General features: G+C 72.5%; 21 protein-coding genes and 1 tRNA gene. 15 read left to right on the top strand and 7 right to left on the bottom strand.

The annotated features are described in order from the left end of the window. Positions 1–85: 85 nt before the first annotated feature. The 3 genes from FGW31_RS17645 to FGW31_RS17635 form a co-directional block, all read right to left on the bottom strand. Positions 86–1,729, bottom strand: coding sequence for a long-chain fatty acid--CoA ligase (locus tag FGW31_RS17645; RefSeq protein ID WP_142194447.1), 1,644 nt, complete (start codon positions 1,727–1,729; stop codon positions 86–88). Between the two features lie 451 nt (positions 1,730–2,180). Next, complete coding sequence (locus FGW31_RS17640; RefSeq protein ID WP_142194393.1) at positions 2,181–2,741, bottom strand: SigE family RNA polymerase sigma factor; 561 nt, start codon at positions 2,739–2,741, stop codon at positions 2,181–2,183. 376 nt (positions 2,742–3,117) lie between these two features. Next, positions 3,118–3,435 (bottom strand): hypothetical protein, encoded by a 318-nt coding sequence (locus FGW31_RS17635; RefSeq protein WP_142194392.1) that lies wholly within the window; start codon positions 3,433–3,435, stop codon positions 3,118–3,120. Positions 3,436–3,824: 389 nt separating this feature from the next. Between FGW31_RS17635 and FGW31_RS17630 the strand changes: the two genes are divergently transcribed. The 4 genes from FGW31_RS17630 (at position 3,825) to FGW31_RS17615 (ending at position 6,275) form a co-directional block, all read left to right on the top strand. Next, on the top strand, positions 3,825–4,691 hold the full coding sequence (locus tag FGW31_RS17630) for a bifunctional DNA primase/polymerase (RefSeq protein WP_142194391.1): 867 nt from the start codon (positions 3,825–3,827) through the stop codon (positions 4,689–4,691). Positions 4,692–4,851: 160 nt separating this feature from the next. Then, the gene (locus FGW31_RS17625) at positions 4,852–5,283 is read left to right on the top strand and encodes a hypothetical protein (protein WP_142194390.1); all 432 of its coding nucleotides are present in this window, start codon (positions 4,852–4,854) and stop codon (positions 5,281–5,283) included. A gap of 30 nt (positions 5,284–5,313) precedes the next feature. Continuing rightward, positions 5,314–5,844 carry a DinB family protein gene (locus FGW31_RS17620; RefSeq protein WP_142194389.1) on the top strand — a complete coding sequence of 177 codons (531 nt, stop codon included), beginning with the start codon at positions 5,314–5,316 and terminating at the stop codon, positions 5,842–5,844. Positions 5,845–5,876: 32 nt separating this feature from the next. Next, positions 5,877–6,275, top strand: a complete 399-nt coding sequence (locus tag FGW31_RS17615; RefSeq protein WP_142194388.1) for a YunG family protein — start codon at positions 5,877–5,879, stop codon at positions 6,273–6,275. 380 nt (positions 6,276–6,655) lie between these two features. On the opposite strand, the gene FGW31_RS17610 is transcribed toward FGW31_RS17615, so the two are convergent. Then, positions 6,656–6,742 (bottom strand) — tRNA-Ser (locus FGW31_RS17610). A gap of 65 nt (positions 6,743–6,807) precedes the next feature. Continuing rightward, positions 6,808–8,382, bottom strand: a complete 1,575-nt coding sequence (locus FGW31_RS17605; RefSeq protein ID WP_142194387.1) for a S1C family serine protease — start codon at positions 8,380–8,382, stop codon at positions 6,808–6,810. A gap of 288 nt (positions 8,383–8,670) precedes the next feature. Between FGW31_RS17605 and FGW31_RS17600 the strand changes: the two genes are divergently transcribed. The 3 genes from FGW31_RS17600 to FGW31_RS17585 all read left to right on the top strand — a co-directional run bounded on the left by FGW31_RS17600 (position 8,671) and on the right by FGW31_RS17585 (position 11,558). After that, entirely contained in the window at positions 8,671–9,501 is an 831-nt protein-coding gene (locus tag FGW31_RS17600; RefSeq protein WP_142194386.1) for a glycerophosphodiester phosphodiesterase, read from the top strand. A gap of 448 nt (positions 9,502–9,949) precedes the next feature. Beyond that, a complete protein-coding gene (locus FGW31_RS17590) occupies positions 9,950–10,465 on the top strand; it encodes an ATP-binding protein (protein ID WP_202431445.1) in 516 nt (171 codons plus the stop codon). A 103-nt stretch (positions 10,466–10,568) separates the two neighbouring features. Beyond that, complete coding sequence (locus FGW31_RS17585; RefSeq protein ID WP_142194384.1) at positions 10,569–11,558, top strand: DUF5926 family protein; 990 nt, start codon at positions 10,569–10,571, stop codon at positions 11,556–11,558. Between the two features lie 518 nt (positions 11,559–12,076). On the opposite strand, the gene FGW31_RS17580 is transcribed toward FGW31_RS17585, so the two are convergent. Continuing rightward, positions 12,077–12,742, bottom strand: a complete 666-nt coding sequence (locus FGW31_RS17580) for a bifunctional DNA primase/polymerase (protein WP_142194383.1) — start codon at positions 12,740–12,742, stop codon at positions 12,077–12,079. A gap of 503 nt (positions 12,743–13,245) precedes the next feature. Here FGW31_RS17580 and FGW31_RS17575 point away from each other — a divergent pair. Both FGW31_RS17575 and FGW31_RS17570 read left to right on the top strand, forming a co-directional pair. Further along, the gene (locus FGW31_RS17575; RefSeq protein ID WP_142194382.1) at positions 13,246–14,751 is read left to right on the top strand and encodes a PP2C family protein-serine/threonine phosphatase; all 1,506 of its coding nucleotides are present in this window, start codon (positions 13,246–13,248) and stop codon (positions 14,749–14,751) included. Between the two features lie 123 nt (positions 14,752–14,874). Beyond that, positions 14,875–16,347, top strand: a complete 1,473-nt coding sequence (locus FGW31_RS17570) for an aminopeptidase P family protein (RefSeq protein ID WP_142194381.1) — start codon at positions 14,875–14,877, stop codon at positions 16,345–16,347. Between the two features lie 84 nt (positions 16,348–16,431). On the opposite strand, the gene FGW31_RS17565 is transcribed toward FGW31_RS17570, so the two are convergent. Further along, positions 16,432–16,893 carry an ATP-binding protein gene (locus tag FGW31_RS17565; RefSeq protein ID WP_142194380.1) on the bottom strand — a complete coding sequence of 154 codons (462 nt, stop codon included), beginning with the start codon at positions 16,891–16,893 and terminating at the stop codon, positions 16,432–16,434. Positions 16,894–17,113: 220 nt separating this feature from the next. Between FGW31_RS17565 and FGW31_RS17560 the strand changes: the two genes are divergently transcribed. The 6 genes from FGW31_RS17560 (at position 17,114) to efeB (ending at position 23,657) form a co-directional block, all read left to right on the top strand. Then, a complete protein-coding gene (locus FGW31_RS17560; protein ID WP_142194379.1) occupies positions 17,114–17,917 on the top strand; it encodes a hypothetical protein in 804 nt (267 codons plus the stop codon). A 196-nt stretch (positions 17,918–18,113) separates the two neighbouring features. Then, positions 18,114–18,875, top strand: a complete 762-nt coding sequence (locus FGW31_RS17555) for a YcnI family copper-binding membrane protein (RefSeq protein ID WP_142194378.1) — start codon at positions 18,114–18,116, stop codon at positions 18,873–18,875. A gap of 90 nt (positions 18,876–18,965) precedes the next feature. Beyond that, positions 18,966–19,619: an SCO family protein gene (locus FGW31_RS17550; protein ID WP_142194377.1), complete on the top strand. Its 654-nt coding sequence runs from the start codon at positions 18,966–18,968 to the stop codon at positions 19,617–19,619. Further along, positions 19,616–20,074, top strand: coding sequence for a copper chaperone PCu(A)C (locus tag FGW31_RS17545; protein WP_142194376.1), 459 nt, complete (start codon positions 19,616–19,618; stop codon positions 20,072–20,074). The genes FGW31_RS17550 and FGW31_RS17545 overlap by 4 nt, the downstream gene beginning before the upstream one ends. 13 nt (positions 20,075–20,087) lie before the next feature. After that, positions 20,088–22,364: a copper resistance CopC/CopD family protein gene (locus tag FGW31_RS17540; protein ID WP_142194375.1), complete on the top strand. Its 2,277-nt coding sequence runs from the start codon at positions 20,088–20,090 to the stop codon at positions 22,362–22,364. Between the two features lie 6 nt (positions 22,365–22,370). After that, the gene (efeB, locus tag FGW31_RS17535) at positions 22,371–23,657 is read left to right on the top strand and encodes an iron uptake transporter deferrochelatase/peroxidase subunit (RefSeq protein ID WP_142194374.1); all 1,287 of its coding nucleotides are present in this window, start codon (positions 22,371–22,373) and stop codon (positions 23,655–23,657) included. The last annotated feature ends 31 nt before the right edge of the window (positions 23,658–23,688 follow it).

The raw sequence follows: 23,688 nt of genomic DNA, 5'->3' as shown, positions 1-23,688 counted from the left end.
GCCCTCCACCAGCGATTTCGCCGAGCAGGGCTGCGCCCGGGCCGCCTCGTCAAGGCGGCCCGGGCGCTCGCGGTTCACCGCGTCGTCAGAGCCGGGAGACGTCCAGCGCTCCGTCGGCGTACTGCCTGCGCAGCACCTTCTTGTCGAACTTGCCCACGCTCGTCTTCGGCACCGACTCGATCAGTGTCCAGCGCTCCGGCAGCTGCCACTTGGCGATCTTCGCCTCGTCGGCGAGGAAGGCACGCAGGGCGGCGAAGTCGACGGTGGCGCCCTCCCTGAGGACGACCGTGGCCAGCGGCCGCTCGCCCCACTTGTCGTCCGGGACGGCCACCACGGCCGCCTCGGCGACGTCCGGGTGGGACATCAGCGCGTTCTCCAGCTCGACCGAGGAGATCCACTCGCCGCCGGACTTGATGACGTCCTTGGCCCGGTCGGTCAGGGTCAGGAAGCCGTCGGCGCTGATGGTGCCCACGTCGCCGGTCTTCAGCCAGCCGTCCTCGCTGAACTTGTCGCCGGGGCGCAGCGGTTCGGCGTCGGGGCCGTTGTAGTAGGCGCCGGCGATCCAGGGGCCGCGCACCTCCAGCTCGCCCGCCGACTCTCCGTCCCAGGGCAGGCGCTCGCCGCCGGGGCCGGTGAGGCGTGCCTCGACGCCGGCCGGGAAGCGGCCCTGGGTGAGGCGGTAGGCGAACTCCTCCTCGGTGCCGACGGCCTTGGCCGGCGGGCGGGCGACGGTGCCGAGCGGGGACGTCTCCGTCATGCCCCAGGCGTGGCAGACCCGCATGCCCAGCTCGTCGAACGCCTCCATGAGCGACGGCGGACAGGCCGAGCCGCCGATGGTGACCTGGGTGAGGGAGGAGACGTCCCGGGGCTTGGCGGTCAGCTCGGCGAGCAGACCCTGCCAGATGGTGGGCACGGCGGCGGCGTGCGTCGGCCGCTGGCTCTCGATCATCTCGGCGAGCGGCGCGGGCTGCAGGAAACGGTCCGGCATGAGCAGGTTGACGCCGGTCATAAAGGTGGCGTGCGGCAGGCCCCAGGCGTTGACGTGGAACTGCGGCACCACGACGAGCGAGGTGTCCTGGTCGGTCAGGCCCATCGACTGGGCCATGTTGACCTGCATGGAGTGCAGGTAGATCGAACGGTGGCTGTAGACCACACCCTTGGGGTCGCCGGTGGTGCCGGAGGTGTAGCACATGGCGGCGGCGGCCCGCTCGTCCAGCTCCGGCCAGTCGTAGGCGACGGGCTGCCCGGCGATCAGCTCCTCGTACTCGTGCACCCGCGCGGTGGCGTCCGCCAGCGCGGAACGGTCACCGGGGCCGACGACGACCACGTGCTCGACGGTCCGGAGGTGCGGCAGCAGGGGCGCGAGGAGCGGGATCAGCGAACCGTTGACGAGGATCACCCGGTCGGCGGCGTGGTTGACGATCCAGGCGAGCTGCTCGGCCGGCAGCCGGAGGTTCAGCGTGTGCAGGACCGCGCCCATGGAGGGGATCGCGAAGTACGCCTCGACGTGCTCGGCGTTGTTCCACATCAGGGTGGCGACCCGGTCGTCCCCGGTGACCCCGAGGTCGTCGCGCAGGGCGTGCGCCAGCTGGGCGGCGCGGGCGCCGATCTCGGCGTAGCTGCGGCGGTGCGGCTCCCCGTCCCCGGTCCAGGTGGTCACCAGTGAGGTGCCGTGGATCGTCGCCCCGTGGTTGAGGATCCTCGAGATCAGCAGCGGTACGTCCTGCATGGTGCTCAGCACGGCGTCCTCCTGGGCGACATCGCCTACACGTCGGTACGGGTTGCGCTGATTCTGCGCACATACCGCGTGGTATGTCACTAGGAGAGCGGATGATCGATCAGCCGCGCCCAGGGATGCTCCGCGCCGGGTACGCCCTGGAACCTGTCCGAACGGACGCCCGAAACCTGTTTCGGCCTGCTCCCTGGGCCGCCCGACCAGCCCTCTGAGCCTGTCCAACGGACACCCTGGGGCCTGCCCAAAGGGACACCCGGAGGCCTGCCTGGCCAAACAACAGCCCGGGGGGCCTGTCCAACCGGACACCTGAGGGCCTGGCCGATCAGACGCCTGGGGCCTGCCCAATCGGACACCCCTAGGGCCTAGCCCAACGGACATCCGATGGGCCTGCGCAATCGGACGCCTTGGGGTCTGTCCAACCGGGCACCCCCGAGCCCGCTCGGGGTCAGTGGCGGACGAGTCCCAGCTCGGCGTCCTCGCGCAGCTTGCCGAGCGCCCGCGACACGGCGGACTTCACCGTGCCCACCGACACACCGAGCACCTCCGCCGTCTGCACCTCGCTGAGATCCTCGTAGTACCGCAGGACGACCATCGCCCGCTGCCGCGCGGGCAGCCGCATGATCGCCCGCCACATCGCGTCGCGCAGCGCCTGCTGCTCGGCCGGGTCGTCGCCGGCAAGCACCGGTTCCGGTTCGGGCAGCTCGTCGCAGGCGAACTCGTCGACCTTGCGCTTGCGCCACTGCGACGTCCGGGTGTTCAGCAGCGCCCGGCGCACATACCCGTCCAGCGCACGGTGGTCCTCGATGCGCTCCCAGGCGACGTACGTCTTGGCGAGCGCGGTCTGCAGCAGGTCCTCCGCGTCGCTCGGGTTCCCGGTCAGCGACCGGGCGGTACGCAGGAGCACCGGCTGCCGGGCCTTCATGTACGCCGAGAAGGACGGGTACGGGAGGGTCCGCGTCGCCGAGGCAGCGGCGTTCGAAGCGCTGGTGCAGACGGGTGTGGTCATGGCTCAACGCTATGAGCGGTGCCCTGTCCGGCGGATCGGCCGCAGGTCCCGAAGAAGACTCCCCCTCAGGTTGTAGGGGTGGGGTCTGCCGCACCTCCTGAAGGTGGACGAGGAGATGAGGGGAACTGCGGGTCGACCCCTGAGGGCCGGGCGCGGTGGCGCCGGAGACGGAAAGCAGGAACCAACAGGACCGGCAAGGGGAACGGGTACTGCTCGCCGCGCGAACGGCAGCCGCCCGGCCGCCCGAGCACCGCCTGCGCGGTGGCACCGGAGCACCACCGCACGGACGCCTTGAACCCCACGAAGCACACCACACCGTCAGAGGCCGGCCGACTCCATCACCTCCACCCCCTCGCCACCGGACTCACGCTCACGCTCACCACAGCGGAGTGAACGCGATGGCCACGTTGTCGTCCCCCTGGTTGACGACCGCGGGCCCGTTGACCTGGGCGGTGTTGCTCTCGTTCACCGCGCCGAAGCCGGTCGCCTGCTGCTGTGTGGTGGCGGAGTTGCCGAAGTTGTCGCCGCCGACACCGCTGCCGAGGGCGTCGGCCTCGCTGTTGGTGGCCGTCGCGATCGATCCGTCGTCCGCGAGGGCGCCACTGTCCGCTGTCGCGACGCCGCAGAAGAGGGCGGTCGCGAGCGGCAACGCGGAGACCGCGGCGGTGACGCGGGCGGTACGGATGCTTGCCATGTTGTGTTCCCTCCAGAACCCAGGACGCACCGGTTTGTGACCGTCTGTGCGTGAAGTACGGCTGTTGCCAGGGAAGTTGTCCCCCCGCCCTGGCGCTGTGCGCGACGTCGCAAGATCAGAGTTGCCCACCGACCCCCGGCCGAACGCCCCTAGAAGCCCTGATTCGCACGCAAGCGTGAGCACAGGTGAATAAACCCTGATACACCCCTGAATCCCACCCCACCCGGGCCCGCAGCCGACCTCCCCGAGCCCCGCAAGGGACGAAGCGTTCCCGCAGTTCCCCGCACGTCCACGCAAACCTCCCTCCGCCCGCCCCCGTCCCGGCGCGCCACCCCACCGCACCCACCCCTCCTCTTCCCTTTCTCGAACACGTGTACGAAACTAGACGCATGGCCACCACCGACCGGCAGGCCACGACGCTGGCCCTCGCACACGCCCTGTCAGCCGCCGAACGCGGACTGGCCGTCATCCCCCTGTCCCGGACGAAGCTCCCGGCCCTGCGCTCCCCGCACCGCGACACCCCCGACCTCGCCCCCTGTCACGGCGAGTGCGGCCGTTTCGGCCACGGCGTGTATGACGCCTCCACCGACCCGGCCCGCGTCCGTGAACTGTTCGCCGCCGCACCACGCGCCACCGGCTACGGCATCGCCTGCGGACTGCCGCCGCACCACCTCATCGGCGTCGACCTGGACACCAAGACCGGCACGGACTCCTCCGCCGCCCTGCGCGAACTCGCCCTGCGGCACCTGTTCACGATCCCCGCCACAGTGGTCGTGGTGACGCCGAGCGGGGGCCGCCACCTGTGGCTGAGCGGCCCGCCGGACGTCGTCGTACCGAACAGCGCGGGCCGCCTCGCCCCCGGCATCGACATCCGGGGCGCCGGCGGCTACCTCGTCGGCCCCGGATCCCGTACCGAACACGGCGTGTACGACACCGCCCCGGGTACCGCCCACCTGCCCCCGGCGCCCTGCCCTCCCGCTCTCCTCCGCCTGCTCCTGCCCCCGCCCAGGCCGCACCACCCGACGCCCGCGTCGGCCGGCGGACACGGCCGTGGACTGGTCCAGTTCGTCCTCTCTGCACACGAGGGCCAGCGCAACACCCGCCTGTTCTGGGCGGCCTGCCGCGCGTACGAGGACGGCATCGGCCCCGCCCTGGTGGACGCCCTGGTCGACGCGGCCCGCAGTACCGGACTGTCCGAACGAGAGGCCCGCGCGACGATCACATCCGCCGCGCGAATGACGGGCCACCACCCCTGACCCCTCGAAGCCTTCGAAGCACTCCGCATCCCTCGAAGCCCCGACGCCCTCGAAGCACTCGACGCCCTCAACGTCCCCGCGCCCTCGACGCCCTCGACGCCCTCGACGCCCCACGAAAACCGAAAGACCCCGGATGCACCACCGTTTTAGAGTGCCGACCATGGCACTCGCCCGCGTCGTCCTCACCTCCGGCCGCCCGGTGGACCTCGCCGAGCTGCGGATGTCGTCGACGTACGGCGGGCTGCTCGAGGGCTACCCGTGCAAGCCGCTCAACGACCGCCGCATCGACGGCCTGCTGCGCTCCGCCCGGCACGCCTTCCCCGGCACCCCGGTGCACCTGGTCACGCCTCCGCGCGACCGCCCGGACCAGTACGCGGGCGCGTTCGGCCCGGTGGAGGTGCTGCCCGCCGTGTCCTGCGTCGGCAGCTTCCGCTCCGCGGCGCTCGACCCGGCCCACGACCGCGCCCTGTACCGCTCCGTCCTCACCGTGGTCTGGTTCCAGCCGACCCCGCGCGTGCCGTCGGGCTGCGACGCGGAACCCGCCCTGCGGGACATGTCCTGGGACCACCTGGCGACGGACGAGGAACTCTGAACCGACCGCCAGCCACCGACAAGGCCCCGCATGCCCGCCCCTGCCACCGCCACCGCCACACTGCTCCGCCGGCAGTTCGACCTCACCTGGTCGCTGTTCGAGTACCACCTGGAGCGCCTCGGCCCGGACGACTTCCTGTGGGAACCCGCTCCGCTCTGCTGGACGGTGCGCCGGTCCCCCGACGGAGCCTGGCGACCGGACTGGGCGGACAGCGAGCCCGACCCCGTGCCCGTCCCCACCATCGCCTGGCTGACCTGGCACATCGGCTGGTGGTGGGGCGTGACCCTGGACCACGCGCAGGGCCGGCCGCCGCGCGACCGCACCTCCGTCACCTGGCCCGGCGAAGGCGCCCCGACCATCGCCTGGCTGTACGACCTGCGCACCCAGTGGCTCACGGTCCTGGACGACGTCACCGACACCGAGCTCGACGCCCCGGCCCCCTTCCCCTGGCCGGACGCACCCGACCGCACCGTCGCCGACATGCTCGCCTGGGCCAACGCCGAACTGATGAAGAACGCCGCCGAGATCGGGCAGTTGCGCATGCTGCGAGCAGCGTCCTGACCGTTGTCAGTGGCGGCTGCGAAGCTGACCGCATGCCCCCTTGGAACCTGCTCGACCTCGACAAGGCGCTGCGGGCCGCCTGGGCCGCCGACACGTGTTCACCGGACGACCGGCCCGAGTGGCACCCCGACAACCCGGCCCGGGGCCACTGCGACATCACCGCCCTGGTCGTCAACGACCTGTTCGGCGGCGACCTCATGCTCGGCGACGTCCACCTCGCCGGCTCCCCGCGCGGCTACCACTGGTGGAACCGCCTCCCCAGCGGCCTCGAACTCGACCTGACCCGCGAACAGTTCCGCCAGGGCCAGACCATCACGGCGGCCCGCCCCGTCGAACGCCCACCCGGCCCCCTGCCCCGCCGCTGGGACGACTACCTCCTCCTCCGCGACCGCCTCACTCACCACCTCGGCCCCCTCCCCGAACCGCCCTGAGACGACTCCGAGGCAGCAGGCTCAGCCCCGCGCGCCTGATCGCGACGTCGAACGTGGTGCGGTCACCGCCGCCGATTCCGTCGGAACCGGGCGCGGCGAGAGCGAGCCGGGCGATGTCCCCGGCACTGGTGCGTACGCAGAGCACCGCATCCTCGGTGAGCCGCTGCTTGTCGCTTCCTCCCGCACGGACCTGTCCGCGCAGTCCTCGTACTTCGGGCCGGGCCGCCTTCGGGCCGACCGCCTTCGGGCCGACCGCAGATTGGCCGCACGCGCTGGTCAGAGGCGGGATACCGGCGAGTCGGGGTGAGACACGGGGCACACAGAAGGGGTGCCCCGACTGAACGGGACACCCCTCTGACCTGCAATGTCTATGACCTGTGCGGAGGCGGTGGGATTTGAACCCACGGTGACATCGCTGCCACGACGGTTTTCAAGACCGTTCCCTTCGGCCGCTCGGGCACGCCTCCCCGCGCCGGCCGGTGATCGGCGGGCGCGGGGACAAGGGTAACGGGTCGGTGCCGACGGGTGGGGGTCAGTTGTCGCCGACGCGGGAGCCCAGCGTGAGTTCCGTGGTGCGTTCCTTGCCGTCGCGTTCGTAGGTGATCGTGACCTCGTCGCCCGGCTTGTGCGTCCAGATCTCGCCGATCAGGGTCGGGCCGGAGTCGATGACCCGGTCGTCGAGCTTGGTGATGACGTCGCCGGGCCGGAGGCCGGCCTTGTCGGCGGGGCCGCCCGGGTCGACGGCCTCGGAGCCGGCCGCGCCCTGATCGGTGATCTTCGCGCCGCCCGAGGTGTCCTCCAGCGAGACCGACGCGCCGATCTTGGCGTACACCGGCTTGCCCGTCTTGATCAGTTCCTGGGCGACGTACTTGGCCTGGTTGATCGGGATGGCGAAGCCCAGGCCGATCGAGCCGGACTGACCCGTGCCGAAGCCGCCGTTGCTGGTCGACTGGATCGCGGAGTTGATGCCGATGACGTTGCCCTGGGCGTCCAGCAGCGGGCCGCCGGAGTTGCCCGGGTTGATGGACGCGTCGGTCTGCAGGGCGCTCATGTACGAGGCCTGGCTGCCGGTGCCGTCGCTGGAGGCCACCGGACGGTTCTTCGCGCTGATGATGCCGGTCGTCACGGTGTTGGACAGGCCGAAGGGCGCGCCGATGGCGATGGTCGAGTCGCCGACGGCCACGTCGTCGGAGTTGCCGAGGGTGAGCGGCTTCAGGTCCGAGGGGGCGTTGGCCAGCTTGATGACGGCCACGTCGTAGCCCTGGGCGTTGCCGACCACCTCGGCCTCGTACTTCTTGCCGTTCGGGAAGGTCACCGAGAGCTTGCCGCCGTCGACGGCGTCCGCCACCACGTGGTTGTTGGTGACGATGTGGCCCTGGGTGTCGAAGACGAAGCCGGTGCCGGTGCCGCCCTCGCCGCTGCTGCTCTCGGCCTCGATGGTGACCGTGCTGGGCAGCGCCTTGGCGGCCACGCCGGCGATGGTGCCCGGGTCGCGCTTGACGTTGCCGCCGCTGGTGGAGGCGGAGACGGTGGTCGAGCCGCTGCTGTCGTTCTCCCTGGCCAGCGTGTAGCCGAGGCCGCCGCCCAGACCGCCCGCGACCAGCGCGGCGGCCAGGACCGCGGCGACGATACGGCCGCGTCCGCCGCCCTTCTTCGGTGCCGGCTGCTGGTACGAGGAGCCCCAGCCGTCGGCTCCGTGCCCGGCACCGCCACCGCCGTACGGCGCACCGTACGACGGCGTGGACGAGGGAGGCGGCGGGGGCCAGGAGGCGTCGGGGGCGGAGGAGGCGTGGGGCGGGTGGTGGGGCTGGTCCGGGTGGGAGGGGGCGGCGTTGTGGGCGCCGGGGGCCGCGTAACCGCCTTGGGGGGCCTGCGGGCCTGCGCCGTGACCGTGGCCCGTGTCGCCGCCCGTGCCCGAAACGCCCGCGATCGAGGTGCCCGTGCCCGCTCCCTGCGGCTCGGCCGGAGCCGGTGCCGGGCCCGAGCCCGGAACGTGGTGCCCCTGGTTCCCCTGGTGCGCCGCAGCAGTGGAAGCGGGAGCGTCCACCGGGGGAGGCGGTGCGGACGGGGCAGGGGGTACCGCGGTGCCCTCGTTCTCGGTGCTCACAGCTTCTCTCCTCGATCCACGGCTGTTGTCCCGGTCGCACTCGGTCCGGCTCGTTCACGCCTGTCCACGAGTCCGTCGCGGTGCAGCTGCGCCTGTCTCTTTGTATGACGACAGCTTTTCCCACGGGCCGTCAGAGCACGATAAGCCGTTCCTGTGGGTCCGGGGCCATTCTTTATATAGGGCATTACTCACGTAAGGCGCGCCACCGCGATGCCTCCGACCGGACGCCGACACCGTTCACGCGACTCCGAGCGCACGTCTACCCGCGCGCGGTGGCACCATGACGCGGTGACCCACGCACGACAGCACACACCCCAAGTCGTCGCGCACCGCGGAGCCTCCGAGGACGCCCCCGAGCACACCCTCGCCGCCTACCGCAAAGCGATCGAGGACGGCGCGGACGCGCTCGAATGTGATGTACGCCTGACTGCCGACGGTCATCTCGTGTGCGTTCACGACCGCCGCGTCAACCGTACGTCCAACGGCCGCGGCGCCGTCTCGGCGCTCGAGCTCTCCGATCTGGCCGCCCTGGACTTCGGTTCCTGGAAGAGCCGCGACTCCTCCGGCGGGCCGCGCCTGGAGGAGCCCGACTGGGAGCACCGCCCGGAGGACCGGGAGGCGACCTCCGTGCTCACCCTGGAGCGCCTGCTGGAGCTCGTCTCCGACGCGGGGCGCCGGGTGGAGCTGGCGATCGAGACCAAGCACCCCACGCGGTGGGCGGGGCAGGTGGAGGAACGGCTGCTGCTCCTGCTCAAGCGGTTCGGGCTCGACGCACCCGCCTCCGCCGAGGAATCCCAGGTGCGCGTGATGAGCTTCTCCGCGCGGTCGCTGCACCGCGTGCGCGCCGCGTCGCCGACCCTGCCGACCGTGTACCTGACGCAGTTCGTCACGCCGCGGCTGCGCGACGGGCGGCTGCCGGCCGGCGTGCGGATCGCGGGTCCCTCGATCCGCATCGTGCGCGGCCACCCGGCCCACATCGAGCGCCTGAAGCAGTCCGGCCACCAGGTGCACGTGTGGACGGTCAACGAGCCGGAGGACGTCGACCTCTGCCTGGAGCTGGGCGTGGACGCCATCATCACCAACCGCCCGCGCGCGGTCCTCGACCGGCTCGGCCGCTGACCGCGGCACGTCGACCGCGCGGCGAACCGTCGACCGCCCGAGCGAACGGCCGGAGCGGGCACCGGCGGTGGCCATGGGCGGGCCGCTGCTGGACCCGGCCCGTTCCGGGCGGACGAGGCCGGTCCCGACGCCCGCACCGCCCCGACGTCCGCGTCCGCGGATGCCCACACGGTCCCCGTGGCCCCAGAAGTCCTGTGCAGACGTCTTGACCCGGACCACACAACGGCCTCATCCTCACAACTCGGCCACACCGAAGAAATCCAGCCACATGGCTACAGGGAGTGCCCCGGCGCGTTCGGTACGTATTCGATCGTTTCGAGTGCGTCACCGCTGATGGATTGGCCGGTTTCCGGTTCAGGCCAATGGGGCATCCACACCGTGGCGTGGGGCGAAGGAGGTCTCGGGGGTGGCGTTGGTGGTGGCACAGGAGGTGCCCACGTCGTCGTGCATGGCCGTACCCCATGGCCCTGCGGGCGTGGGGGAGGCGAGGCGCCGCATGCGCGCCCAGTTGCGCGAGGGCGGCGTGCCGGATGCGGTGGTCGACGATGCCGTACTGATCCTGTCCGAGTTGCTGAGCAACGCGTGCAAGCACGGCCGGCCGTTGGGCGATGCCCTGGCCGGTGACGGTGACGTGCGGGCGGCCTGGCGGGTGGATCCGCGCGGCCGGCTCGTGGTCGAGGTGACGGACGGCGGCGGCCCGACCCGCCCGGCGCCGGCCACTCCGTCGGTCACGGCGCACGGCGGCCGCGGGCTGAACATCATCACCGCGCTGGCCGACGACTGGGGCGTACGCGACGAGGTGCCGGGCGAGGTCACGGTGTGGGTCGTCGTCCACGAGGACGTATACGACCCGGACGCGGTCAGTTCGCACCGGCGGGAGGACTTCGCCGCCCGGGTGACGGCGCCCTCGGTGTCCCGCATGGCGGGCCTGGACTTCGCGGACGTGTTCGACGACCTCGGCTGAACGACGCCGGTGGCGGCACGTTGTCCACAGGATCCGGTCGCCACTGGCGTGAACGGCTAGGCTCCCGCCGTACGAGACGAGCCGTAACCGGGAGACACCCACGATGGCCAAGAAGCGACCCCAGACGAAGGCCAAGCGACCGCAGCACACGGACGGAGCCCGCGCCGCCCGCGCTGATGGGGAGATTCCGGTCGTCGGCGCCCGCGAACCCTGCCCGTGCGGCAGCGGCCGTCGCTACAAGGCCTGCCACGGCCGTGCCGCCGCGCACGCCGCGACGGAACTGGTGCACCGCCCCTTCGAAGGTCTGCCCGGTGAGTGCGACTGGGTGGCCCTGCGCGAGCTGGTGCCGGCCGCCACCGTCGAGCTGACGCTCAAGGACGGTCTGCCCGAGGGCGTCCCGTCGGTGACGCTGGCCACGGTGCTGCCGATGGCCTGGCCCGCCCTGCGCCGCGACGACGGCTCGGTCCTGCTCGGCCTGCAGAACGACACCGCCTCCGGCGACATCAGCCGCGATCTCGCCGACACCCTGCAGCGCGCGCTCACCGCCGACCCGGGTACGCCGGTGCAGTCCCGGCGCGCCCCCGCCGACGGGCCCCGGCTGCAGGATCTGCTCGACCCCGAGGGCGCTTTCGAGCCGGTCGTGCACAGTGGGTTCGAGTTCTGGATCCCGGACCCGGAGCAGGCCACCGCGGACGTCACCGCCTCCCTGGAGCGGGCCAACGCCGCGGCGATCCCGACCGTCAAGCTGTCGGGCGTCGACGCCGCGTACTGGTGCGAGACACCGGAGAAGAACCATCTGCGGTGGGTCATGCCGCACCCCGAGGAGCAGCTTCTGGACGCTCTCGCGCGGCTGCACGCGGCGGGCCGCTCCTCCCTCGTCGAGGGCACCCGTCTGGTGGGTTCCTTCCGTGCTCACGGGCTCACCGTCCCGGTCTGGGACCTGCCGAGCGGGATGAGCGCCGAGGATGTGGAGAAGCCCGCGGCGGAGTTCGCCGAGCGGCTCGCCGCCGCGCTGGCCACCGACGCGCCGCTGACCGCCGACGAGCGCCGCGCACGCGGTGGTCTGACAAACCGCCAGGTCACGCTCAGCTGAGCCGTCGGGCTCCGGGTGGTCCCGCCGGTCGGCCGACCGGCGGAACCGCCCCGCCCGACGCACCCGCCCCCTCCGCAACTCCTTCCGCGGACAGGCAAATCGGTGACCGGAAAAGCCGAGATCGAATTTGTAAACCGCCGATCTCTTGTTACCGTTCCCGTAGCCCGGTTGCTGGTGCATCCCCCGTCGCCAGCAACCGGGTCTTTCCGTACCGGTCGGCGTTCACGCAACGCAGTCGGCGGTCAACTGCTTGTCGTCACCGGTGTGTTGCTCCCGGAGCGCGGCGGCAGCACGGCCCGGCACGGACGGCGGACCCAGGGTCAGAACGTCGGCCGCCGCCCCGCCCCGTGGGCCCGGCGCGCCTTCCAGCGCCTTCGTCGGTGATCGCGGCAGGCGGTGCGCACCTCCGCCGCGAGGGCGGGACCGTACGCATCCGAACCCGGGCAGGACAAGGCACGGACGCCGCGCCGGGAAGGCAGCTCCCCGGCGCGGCGTCCAGCGACGCGTGTCGGTGCCCGCTACATCTCGGGGGCGCTCACACCCGTACGGGTGAGGGCGTCGACCACGGCGTCCACCACGGCCTCGACGTCCGGCACCCACGGCGAGGCGGAGCCGGGCAGCGGTGCGCGCTCCCAGCGGATCCCGCCCTGCGCGGTCTCGGACGGAGGCAGGGCCAGGTAGCCGCCCTCACCGTGGAAGCGCAGCGAGCCGGGGACGAAGTCCTTGGCGTACAGCAGCTCGCCGAGCTGCTCCATGGAGTACGGCTGCACGAGGATCGACCAGCGGTCCGGCGAGGCGACGACCGGGCCGAGCCGCATGCCGCGCCGGTCGAGCGCGGCCAGCGCGCCGGCGGCCGGCAGCGCAGGCAGCGACACCGCGCAGGGGGCCTTGCCGCCCGTGGCCAGGACGATGGGCGCCGTCGGCCGGTTGCCCCACCACCAGCGCACCATGCGCGCGTCGGTGGTGGCCGCGAGGAGGCCGGGGTCGAACGGGTGGGCTCCCGGCACCGTGCAGTCGGGGTCGGGGCAGCCGCAGCGGGACCGGCTCCGCGGGTCCGCCGCCACGCCCGGGAGTACGGGCCACTGCCATTCCGTGGCGAAGGTCAGGGCCGCGCCGATCAGATCGGGCCCTCCGCCGCCGCGCCGGGACAGGAGCCTGCGTCGCCTTCCGAGGATCTCGCGCATGAGCGCTCGTTCCTTTCCGTTGCACGCCTGGCAACACCGTGGTCCACATCACGTCATGTGTCGATCACTTCACTGTGCGTACCTGTTGGCGCATCACACCCCCGCATCGAGCAGGGGGTGCCCCTATGGGCCGAGCAAGGGCTGCCTCCGCGGCCGTACCACCCATACTGCGTCTATCAGAAGTACGGGTGTGGCGTGGGGGTGGCGAAGTCTGGCGTTTGCCGTCGCGCGTGGTTCTCTCCGCCTCCGCCACGGGAGGATGGGGCACGGTCGTCGGTGGTTAAGACGCCCGGGTCCGTCGCCAGGTTCCCGGGCGGTTCCAACCACCCCTGGACTTCACCGAGTACGTACCCATCACGACCGTTGTGACGCTCCGTCGAGCAAGGCCAGTCGACCGCAACAGGCCTCCCCCTGAGGCAGTTTCAAGCCAACTTCATATTTCGGCAAGAGGTCTACCACCAGTTCCCTCACGCCTCACGGACACCAGGAATCCCAGCAGGACAATGCTGGACATCTCCTTACGAGTACGTGTACATGTGGAGACACTGCCGGCGACGCAGAATGACATGGGGGTTTGCGATGCTTTTGAGCAGTACGCACCGGTCGGAAAGCCGGACGCCATGAACGCCCCGCACCCTTCGAAAGTGGCCGGAATCGATTCAACAGTTCCCGCCCCGGCACACACTGTCGCGTCCGTCGCGACGGGTACCTCCCCCGGTCCTGCGGCAAACCCGCCGGGCGCGCTGCTCCAGGACCGCCTCGCCGGCTGGGTCTCCGACCTCACCACGCTGCACGAGCTGACCGAACGCCTGGTCCGCGCGAGCACGCTGGAGGAGGCGCTCCAGGAACTGCTGCGCGCGGGCGCCGCGCTGGTGGGCGCGCGCCGCGGCCTGGTCGCCCTCGAACCCGGCGACGGTCTCGGACCGGCCACCACGCTCGGCCTCGGCCTGGGCCGCGCGGATCTCGGCCACATGGAGACCGTGCCGCGCAGCGCCCTGCCGTACGGCAGGATCCTCGACGGACTGCCCGGCGCCGACGACGGCATCGCCGAGCCCGACCTGTTCGCCGAGAAAGGGCTCGACCCGCGCCACCGCGAGGTCGCCGCCCGCCTCGGCTACGCCGCCAGCTACTCCCTCCCCCTCACCACCGAGGCCGCCGGACGCCTGGGCGCCGCGGTGTGGCTCTACGACGAGCCCGCCGAGCCGTCCGAGCGGCAGCGCCACCTCGTCGGCCTGTACGCCCGGCACGCCGCCGAGCACCTGGCCCGGCTCCTCGAACTCGAACGGACCCGCGCGGCCATGGCCACGATGTCCGAGGAACTGCTGCCCTCCCGGCTGCCCCGGGTCGCCGGCGTCCAGCTCGCCGCGCGGCACCAGACCTCCGCGCACGGCGGCGGCGACTGGTACGACGCGCTGCCGCTGCCGGACGCGGCGCTCGGTCTCGCCGTCGGATCGGTCACCGGATCGGGCCCCAGCGCGGTCGCCGCGATGGGGCGGCTGCGGGCCTCCCTGCGCGCGTACGCGGTGATGGAGGGCGAGGACCCGGTCGCCGTCCTGTCCGACCTGGAGCTGCTGCTGCGGCTCACCGAACCCGCCCGGTCGGCCACCGCGCTGTTCGCCTACTGCGAGCCCGCGCTGCGCCGCATCACGCTCGCCGGCGCCGGGCACAGCCCGCCTCTGCTGCTCGGCGAGCACCGCACCGAGTTCGTGGAGACCTCGGTCTCCGCTCCTCTCGGCATGCTCGCCTGCTGGGAGGCGCCCAGCGTGGAGATCCGGACCGAACCGGGCGAGACGGTCCTGCTCTACACCGACGGGCTGCTGCACCGCACCGGCGACCCGACCGACCGCGCCTTCGCCCGGCTGCACGCCGCGGCCGCCGGAGTGCCCAGGGCCCTGCGCCACGACCCCGGTGCCGTCGCCGACCACGTCCTGCGCGCGGTGCTCCCGGACGGCGCGGACACGGTGGACCACGCGGAGGACGTGGTGCTGCTCGCGGCGCGCTTCGTGTAGCCGCCGCAGCGCTCCGGTCATCCCCCGTACGCCCTCGGTAACAGGCCCTCGTACCTCTCGCCCGTTTCGGGCCCGACCGTACGATGGGGAAGGTCCAGTGCCGTATCGAGGAGGATGACCGCCGTGGCAGAACAGCTCCCGGAGACCCCGGAGACTGCCGAGCAGGAGACCGCCGAGGAAGAGCCGGTCAAGCAGCGCAAGAACGGCTTGTACCCGGGCGTGTCCGACGAGCTGGCCGAGAACATGAAGGGCGGCTGGGCCGACACCGAGCTGCACGACCTGGAGCCGATCCCCCAGGCCGCCGAGACCGCCGCCCGCCGTGCGGCGCTGTCCGCCCGCTTCCCGGGCGAGCGGCTGGTCGTCCCCGCGGGCAACCTGAAGACCCGCTCGAACGACACCGACTACCCGTTCCGCGCGTCCGTCGAGTACGCCCACCTCACCGGCAACCAGACCGAGGACGGCGTCCTGGTCCTGGAGCCCACGGCCGACGGCCACCAGGCGACGATCTACCTCCTGCCGCGTTCGGACCGGGAGAACGGCGAGTTCTGGCTGGACGGCCAGGGCGAGCTGTGGGTGGGCCGCCGGCACTCCCTCGGCGAGGCGGAGAAGCTGTACGGCATCCCCGCCGCCGACGTGCGCACGCTGCCCGACGCGCTGCGCGAGGCCACCGGCCCGGTGCGGGTCGTGCGCGGCTACGACGCCGGGATCGAGGCGGCGCTGACCGACAAGGTCACCGCCGAGCGCGACGAGGAGCTGCGGGTCTTCCTCTCCGAGCTGCGGCTGGTCAAGGACGACTTCGAGATCGGCGAGCTGCAGAAGGCCGTCGACTCCACCGTGCGCGGCTTCGAGGACGTCGTGAAGGTCCTCGACAAGGCCGAGGCGACCAGCGAGCGCTACATCGAGGGAACGTTCTTCCTGCGCGCCCGCGTGGAGGGCAACGACGTCGGCTACGGCTCCATCTGCGCCGCCGGCCCGCACGCCACCACCCTGCACTGGGTGCGCAACGACGGCCCGGTCCGCTCCGGCGACCTGCTGCTCCTCGACGCCGGTGTGGAGACGCACACGTACTACACGGCCGACGTCACCCGCACGCTGCCGATCAGCGGCCGGTACACCGACCTGCAGAAGAAGATCTACGACGCCGTGTACGACGCCCAGGAGGCCGGCATCGCGGCGGTGAAGCCGGGCGCCAAGTACCGGGACTTCCACGACGCCGCACAGCGCGTGCTGACGGAGCGGCTCGTGGAGTGGGGCCTGGTCGAGGGGCCGGTGGAGCGGGTGCTGGAGCTGGGCCTGCAGCGCCGCTGGACGCTGCACGGCACCGGTCACATGCTCGGCATGGACGTCCACGACTGCGCCGCCGCGCGCACCGAGACGTACGTCGACGGCACGCTGGAGCCCGGCATGGTGCTCACGGTCGAGCCGGGCCTGTACTTCCAGGCGGACGACCTGACCGTGCCCGAGGAGTACCGGGGCATCGGCGTCCGCATCGAGGACGACATCCTGGTCACCGAGGACGGCAACCGGAACCTCTCCGCCGGGCTGCCCCGGCGCTCGGACGAGGTCGAGGCGTGGATGGCGGCCCTGAAGGGCTGACGCTCGCGGTGCGGGCCGGGTGCACACGCACCCGGCCCGCACCTGTGACGAGCCGCACGGCGGTACCGCTGCCCGCCTGTACCGCTACACGGCGACGAGTGGGGCGTCCTCGCGCCACTTGAGGATCTTGTCGAAGCTCACCACCGCGCCGCCCCGGCCCGGCTTGTTGCCGATGTGCACATGGTCGGCGAGCTCCTGGATGAGGCACAGGCCCCGCCCGCTCTCCGCGTCGGACGGCGCGGGGCGCACGGGACGCGAGCGGCCCCCGCCCGCGGCGGGAAAGCCCGGGCCCGCGTCGGCGACCTCGATGCGGCACTTCTCACCGTCGAGATAGGCGGTGACCCGGTACGCCTCCGAGGTGCCGTCCCGCGCGGCGTCCCCGCCGTGCTCCACCGCGTTCGCGCAGGCCTCGCTCAGGGCGACGGACAGGTCGTAGGAGATGTCCGGGTCGACGCCCGCGGTCTCCATGGTGCCGAGCAGCAGGCGCCGGGCGAGCGGCACGCTGGCGGCATCGCGCCGCAGATGGAGTGACCACCAGATGCTCATGCTCCAGCCTCCTGGCTGCGGCTCGACATACCGTTACGTATTGCCCTGACTCCTCTCCGGTAAGCGTGGAGTTGACGTGACACCGCCCATATGGCGGGTGTGTCGTGGATCCGATCGGTGTATGTGGGGCGGCCCACCGCAGAGGTGATCTTCCGGTCGTACGTCATCTTGCGGACCTGCCGTACGCCCGCCGGTGGGCTGGTGCGATGATGACCCCGCCATGACTGCCCCCCAGCCGCGCACGGTGTGCCCCGGACGCGGAGTCCGGACCCTGCGGGCCGCGGTGTTCGCCGCGGTCTGCGTCGTGCTGGCCGGGGCGGGCCACACCCTCGCCTCCTGTGACGCCGTCCCGCTGTGGACGCTCGGGGCGGGATTCCTCGGAGCGGCCGCGGTCGCCGTGCCGCTGGCCGGACGCGTGCGGTCGCTGCCGGTGACCGTGGCGCTGCTGGCGTTCGGCCAGACGGCGCTGCACGCACTGTTCGGGCTCGGACAGCACGGCACGCCCGCCGTGTCGTCCGCCGCCTCCGACGCCGCGCTGATCGAGCGGGCCGCCCGGCTGCTGTGCGGGACCTCCGCGGCGGGACTCAGCCCCGAGCGGGCCCAGCGGCTCCTCGTCGAGGCGCGGATCCACCCCGCCGGGGCGGAGAGCCACGCGGCGGACACCGCCGCGACCGCCGGCCTCTCCCCGGCCGCGCTGCTGCCCTCACTGCCGATGCTGCTCGGCCACGTCCTCGCGGCCACGGCCGCGGGCTGGCTGCTGCGCCGGGGCGACCTGGCCCTGCTGCGGCTGAGCGAGCTGTCGGCGCAGGGCGTCGCCGAAGGCGCCCTCGTACGGTCCCTGCGCGCGGCGCTCGCCCTGGTGCGTGCCCTGCGCGCCGGGCTCCCGGGAGCACCGGAGCCGACACCCCGCGCGGCGCGCACCGAGCTGCTCGCACCGCTCGCGCCGCCCGCCACCGCACTCCAGCACACGGTGGTCCGCCGGGGTCCGCCGGCCGTCACCTCCGCATTCGCGCTCGCCGCCTGACACGCGGCGGCCTTCCGCTCCGCCACTGCCCGGACCGTCCCGGGTCCCGCGGGGAGGGTCGTCGGCGTGCGGCATGTGCGTGTGCGTCCGATGCGTGTGTGCGCCGGGTCCCGCCCGCCGGGAGGGCCGTACGGGCACGCGCGCCGTGTGTCCCTCACCGTCAGTGAAACCTCAATCGAAGCGGAGTGCTTCTGCCATGAAGGCTTCCCGTATCGCCGCCGCCGGTGCCGTCGCCGGTGCCGCCGTCCTCGCCGTGTCCACCCCCTGCTTCGCGCACGTCACCGTGCAGCCGGAGGGTGAGGCCGCCAAGGGCGGTTACGCGGTCGTCGACTTCAAGGTCCCCAACGAGCGGGACAACGCCTCGACCACCAAGCTCGAGGTGACGTTCCCCACGGACCACCCGCTGGCGTCGGTGATGCCGCAGCCGGTCGAGGGCTGGGACATCGAGGTCAGCAAGTCCAAGCTGGACAAGCCGCTGGAGATGCACGGCGAGAAGATCAACGAGGCAGTCTCCAAGGTCACCTGGACCGCCCAGGGCAAGGGCATCGAGCCCGGCTACTTCCAGAAGTTCCCGGTGTCCGTCGGCTCGCTGCCCGAGGACGCCGACGAACTCGTCTTCAAGGCGCTGCAGACGTACTCCAACAAGGAGGTCGTCCGCTGGATCGAGGTGCCGCAGGAGGGCCAGGAGGAGCCCGACAACCCGGCCCCCGTGCTCGCCCTGTCCGAGGCCGCCGAGGACGGCCACTCCCACGGAGCCGCGGACGACGCGAAGGACAGCGAGCACGCCGAGGACGCCGCCGAGGCCGAGAACGCGTCCGCCCCGACCGCCGGGTCCGACGAGGGCGACTCCGGCGGCACGGACACCGTCGCCCGCGTCCTGGGCGTCGTCGGCATCGTGGTCGGTGCCGCGGGCGTCGCCTACGGCGTGCTCGCCGGGCGCCGTCGCACCACCGCCTGAGCCCTCACCCCTTTTTCGACGGCGCGCACCGGGTCGCCCACGGCCCCGTGGCCCCCGGTGCGCGCCGAGCACTCACCTTCGGGATCATTCATGCGCACCAAGACCTTCGCGGCGGCGGCCCTGCTCGCCGTCGCCTCCCTGACCCTCTCCGCCTGCGGCGGCAACGGCGACGGCGGCGACCCCGTCGCCGTGGTGTCCGAGGAGGCCGGCTCCCAGCAGGCGGCCACCGTTCTGGACAAGCCGTTCGAGAAGCCGGACCTCGTCCTCACCGACACCAGCGGCAAGAAGTACGACCTCCGCGAGGAGACCGCGGGCCGGCCCACGCTGATCTACTTCGGCTACACGCACTGCCCCGACGTCTGCCCGCTGACGATGAACAACATCGCGGTGGCCAAGAAGCAGCTGCCCCAGGACCAGCAGGACGAGCTGCGGATCGTGTTCGTCACCACCGACCCCGAGCGGGACACCGCCGCCGCGCTGGGCAAGTGGCTCAAGGGCATCGACTCCCAGGTCGTCGGCCTGACCGGCGACTTCGACACCATCCAGGCCGGTGCCCGCACCCTCGGCATCTCGATCGACCCGCCGCGCAAGGACGACCAGGGCAAGGTCGTCTCCGACCACGGCACCCAGGTCATCGCCTTCTCGCCGAAGACCGACGGCGGGTACGTCCTCTACGGCGAGGACGCCACCGTCGACGACTACACCAAGGACCTCCCCAAGATCATCAAGGGGGAGAACCCGTGAGGCGGCTGACGGCCGCGGCCCTGGCCGTCACCGGGACACTGGCCCTGGCCGGGTGCGGCGGCTCGGACGGCTCGGGCTCCGGCGCGGCGGAGCTGTCCGTCGGCTCCGCGTACATGCCGCAGCCGGTCTCCGACATGGCCGCCGGATTCCTCACCATCACCAACGACGGCGACACCGCCGACCGGCTGACCGGGGTCAGCAGCGACGCCGCCGGCCAGGTCACCGTGCACGAGACCGTCGACGGGTCCATGCGGGAGGTCGAGGCCCTCGACATCCCGGCCCACGGCAGTCTGGTGCTGGCCAGCGGCGGTAACCACCTGATGTTCGAACAGCTGAAGCAGAAGCCGAAGCAGGGTCAGACGGTCTCCGTCGAACTGCGGTTCGCGCACTCCGACCCCGTCACGGTCGAACTTCCGGTGAAATCGGCCACCTACGTCCCGAAGACCGGACACTGAGGGAGACACCCCCGTGACCCAGACCATCGCCCCCCGCGTGCGGACCCTGGTGCTGCTGTTCCTGGCCGTCACCGGCGCGCTCCTCGCCGGGGCCGCTCCCGTTTCCGCGCACGCCGCGCTGACCGGGAGCGACCCCGCGCAGGGGGCGGTGGTCGACCGGGCCCCCGGCCAGGTCTCCCTCACCTTCTCCGAGCAGATCGCGCTGAGCGACGACGCCGTGCGGGTGCTCGACCCCAAGGGCAAGCGGGTCGACAAGGGCGACCCGGCCAACCCGAGCGGAACGACGTACACCGTGCGGCTGCTCGGCGGGCTGCCCGACGGCACGTACACGGTGGCCTACCAGGTGGTGTCGGCCGACAGCCATCCCGTCGCCGGTGCCTTCACCTTCTCCATCGGGGCGCCCTCGGAGACGACCGTGTCGGTCTCCACGCAGACCGCGGACGACGGTCCGGTCGGCCTGCTGTACGGCCTCGGGCGGTACGTGTCGTACGCGGGCTTCGTCGTCATGGCCGGCGGTGCCGCCTTCGTGCTCGCCTGCTGGCGGCGCGGAGCCGGAGTGCGGGCGGTGCAGCGGCTGGTCGTCTCCGGGTGGCTGGCGCTCACCGGCGCCACGCTCGCCCTGCTGCTCCTGCGCGGCTCCTACACCCGCTCCGGAGAGCTCGGTGACGTCTTCGACCTGACGCTGCTCGGCGAGGTGCTCCAGACCAAGACGGGTGCGGCGCTGGTGTCGCGGCTGCTGCTGCTCGCGGCGGCCGCGCTGTTCATCGCGGTGCTGTTCGGGGCCTACGCCCGCCCGTCGACCGGCGCCACCGTCGACGACGGCGCTGCGCGCCGGCCGACCGTTGCGGAGGAGGACGAGGAGAAGCGGGACCTGACCTTCGGGCTCGCGATCGGCGGGACGGTGGTGTCGGCCGGGCTCGCCGCGAGCTGGGCGATGTCCGAGCACGCCTCCCAGGGGCTCCAGCCGGGCATCGCGATGCCCGTCGACGTGCTGCACCTGCTCGCCGTCGCCGCCTGGCTGGGCGGGCTCACCGCCCTGCTCGTCGCGCTGTACCGGGCGCCCGCGGACACCCCGGTCGACCGGGACGCCGTCCGGCGGTTCTCCCGGCTCGCCTTCTCCGGTGTGGTGGTCCTGGTCGTCACCGGGGTGTATCAGAGCTGGCGGCAGCTCGGCTCCTGGTCGGCGTTCACCGACACCCGGTACGGACAGCTGCTGCTCGTCAAGATCGGGCTCGTGGCGGTGCTGGTCGGAATCGCCTCCGTGTCGCGGCGGTGGACGGCGCGGCTGGCGGAGGCGGACGGAACCGGACGCACCGACGGCGCCGACGACGGCAACGGCGACGGCGCCGGCAACAGGGACAGGAACAGGGACAGGGACCGCGAGGGCGGTGTCGACAGCGGCGGCCGGAGTGACCGCGAGGCGGAGCAGGGCGGAGGCGACGCGGAACCGGGCGCGGGCGACGCGGAGCGGGTCGGTGTCGGTGTCGGTGCCGGTGTGCGTCAGGCGGAGGCCGACGACGCCGGGGCCGCGACGCCCGGAGCGGCGGCTGAGGCCGGGACCGGAGCGGCGGCTGAGGCCGCGACCGGGGCAGCTGCTGAGGCCGGGGCGAACGGCGAGGAGGCGGCGGGAGCCGATGAGGCTGCCGAGGCCGAGGGCGCCGGAGCCGACGGGGCCGGGGCCTTCGGGACCGGGGGCGCCGCCGAGGCGGATCCCGCGCGGGCCGCTCAGCTCGCGCGACAGCGGGCCGCGATGGAGACCGCCCGGCAGAAGCGGCTGCGCGACGCCGACCCGAACCGCTTCGGCCTGCGCCGCTCGGTGCTCGCCGAGGCGGGCATCGCCGTGGTCGTGCTCGCCGTCACCACCGTGCTCACGCAGACCGAGCCGGGGCGCACCGAGCAGGAGGCCAAGGCCGCCGCCTCGTCCTCGGTGTCCACGGGTCAGAGCACCGGCGCGGTGACGCTGAACATGCCGTTCGACACCGGCGGCGAGAAGGGCGAGGGCGTCGTCACGATCGACCTGGAGCCCGCGCGCGTGGGCGACAACGACCTGCACCTCTATGTGGAGGACCCGGACGGCCGTCCCGTCGACATCCCCGAGGTGAAGGTCGCCTTCACCCTCTCCGCCAAGGACATCGGGCCGCTGCCCGTCGTCCCCGACCACGTCACCACCGGACACTGGTCGGCGAGCGGAGTGCAGATCCCCATGACGGGCGACTGGAAGGTCGAGGTGACCGTGCGGACCTCCGACATCGACCAGGTGACCGTCTCGAAGAACGCGAAGATCGGCTGAACCACCATGGCTGACCAGTCCACTCCCCAGCTCCGGACCCCGGAGAGCCCCGAGGCGGGGCCCACCGGCCCGGCCGCACCGGGTGGCATCTCCCGGCGCCGGCTGCTCGGCACGGCCGGCGCCACCGGGCTCGCACTCGGGGCGGCGGGCGGCGCCGTGGGATACGCCGCGGCGCCCGCCGGGGCCACTCCGCTGACGTCGGTGGGCGAGAGCCGGGTGGAGTTTCACGTGAAACATCAGCCCGGCATCACCCAGCCGCTCCAGGCCCGCGGCCACCTCATCGCCTTCGACCTGGCGCCCGGCGCCGGACGGAAGGAGGCGGCCGCACTGCTGCGCCGCTGGTCGGACACGGCCCGCCGACTGATGGCGGGTGAGCCGAGCGCTCAGGGCGACACCGGTGTGGCCCGTGACGCAGGCCCCTCCTCGCTGACCCTGACCTTCGGCTTCGGACACAGCTTCTTCGGGCGCACCGGACTGGAGAAGCAGCGCCCCGCCGCCCTGGACCCGCTGCCCGACTTCTCCTCCGACCGGCTCGACAAGGCGCGCAGCAACGGCGACCTGTGGGTGCAGATCGGCGCCGACGACGCGCTCGTGGCCTTCCACGCCCTGCGCGCCGTCCAGAAGGACGCGGGCTCCGCGGCCAGGGTGCGCTGGCAGATGAACGGCTTCAACCGCTCACCGGGCGCGACGGCCCACCCGATGACCGCGCGCAACCTGATGGGCCAGGTCGACGGCACCCGCAATCCCAAGCCCGCCGACTCCGACTTCGACCAGCGGATCTTCGTTCCGGAGCAGGGTGAGCCCGCCTGGATGGCGAACGGTTCCTACGTCGTCGTCCGGCGGATCCGCATGCTGCTGGACGACTGGGAGAAGCTGCCCGTCGAGGAGCAGGAGGGCGTCATCGGGCGCCGCAAGTCCGACGGGGCACCGCTGTCGGGAGGCAGCGAGACCTCCGAGATGGACCTGGAGAAGACGGACTCCCGCGGCAACCTGGTCGTTCCCATCAACGCGCACGCCCGGATCACCCGGCCCGACCAGAACGGCGGCGCGGCGATGCTCCGCCGCCCGTTCTCGTACCACGACGGCATCGACGCGGACGGGGTGCCGGACGCGGGTCTGCTGTTCATCTGCTGGCAGGCCGACCCGCTGCGCGGCTTCGTGCCGGTGCAGCGCAAGCTGGACCGGGGCGACGCCCTGACCCCGTTCATCCGCCACGAGGCGAGCGGCCTGTTCGCGGTCCCGGGCGGTGCGGCGGAAGGGGAGTATGTGGGGCAGCGGCTGCTGGAGGGGTGAGAACTGCAGCAAGTCACCCCTGCGGGAGCAC

The organism is Streptomyces calvus, from assembly GCF_006782915.1.
GTDB lineage: Bacteria > Actinomycetota > Actinomycetes > Streptomycetales > Streptomycetaceae > Streptomyces > Streptomyces calvus.
The sequence above is the reverse complement of the archived record's forward strand: the minus strand, read 5'-3'. Positions and strand labels throughout refer to the sequence as shown.

Coding starts and splice junctions, on each gene's coding strand:
- FGW31_RS17645 (WP_142194447.1), bottom strand. CDS start 1,729: ATGCAGGACGTACCGCTGCTGATCTCGAGGATCCTCAACCACGGGGCG.
- FGW31_RS17640 (WP_142194393.1), bottom strand. CDS start 2,741: ATGACCACACCCGTCTGCACCAGCGCTTCGAACGCCGCTGCCTCGGCG.
- FGW31_RS17635 (WP_142194392.1), bottom strand. CDS start 3,435: ATGGCAAGCATCCGTACCGCCCGCGTCACCGCCGCGGTCTCCGCGTTG.
- FGW31_RS17630 (WP_142194391.1), top strand. CDS start 3,825: ATGGCCACCACCGACCGGCAGGCCACGACGCTGGCCCTCGCACACGCC.
- FGW31_RS17625 (WP_142194390.1), top strand. CDS start 4,852: ATGGCACTCGCCCGCGTCGTCCTCACCTCCGGCCGCCCGGTGGACCTC.
- FGW31_RS17620 (WP_142194389.1), top strand. CDS start 5,314: ATGCCCGCCCCTGCCACCGCCACCGCCACACTGCTCCGCCGGCAGTTC.
- FGW31_RS17615 (WP_142194388.1), top strand. CDS start 5,877: ATGCCCCCTTGGAACCTGCTCGACCTCGACAAGGCGCTGCGGGCCGCC.
- FGW31_RS17590 (WP_202431445.1), top strand. CDS start 9,950: ATGGCCGTACCCCATGGCCCTGCGGGCGTGGGGGAGGCGAGGCGCCGC.
- FGW31_RS17585 (WP_142194384.1), top strand. CDS start 10,569: ATGGCCAAGAAGCGACCCCAGACGAAGGCCAAGCGACCGCAGCACACG.
- FGW31_RS17580 (WP_142194383.1), bottom strand. CDS start 12,742: ATGCGCGAGATCCTCGGAAGGCGACGCAGGCTCCTGTCCCGGCGCGGC.
- FGW31_RS17575 (WP_142194382.1), top strand. CDS start 13,246: ATGCTGGACATCTCCTTACGAGTACGTGTACATGTGGAGACACTGCCG.
- FGW31_RS17565 (WP_142194380.1), bottom strand. CDS start 16,893: ATGAGCATCTGGTGGTCACTCCATCTGCGGCGCGATGCCGCCAGCGTG.
- FGW31_RS17560 (WP_142194379.1), top strand. CDS start 17,114: ATGACTGCCCCCCAGCCGCGCACGGTGTGCCCCGGACGCGGAGTCCGG.
- FGW31_RS17555 (WP_142194378.1), top strand. CDS start 18,114: ATGAAGGCTTCCCGTATCGCCGCCGCCGGTGCCGTCGCCGGTGCCGCC.
- FGW31_RS17550 (WP_142194377.1), top strand. CDS start 18,966: ATGCGCACCAAGACCTTCGCGGCGGCGGCCCTGCTCGCCGTCGCCTCC.
- efeB (WP_142194374.1), top strand. CDS start 22,371: ATGGCTGACCAGTCCACTCCCCAGCTCCGGACCCCGGAGAGCCCCGAG.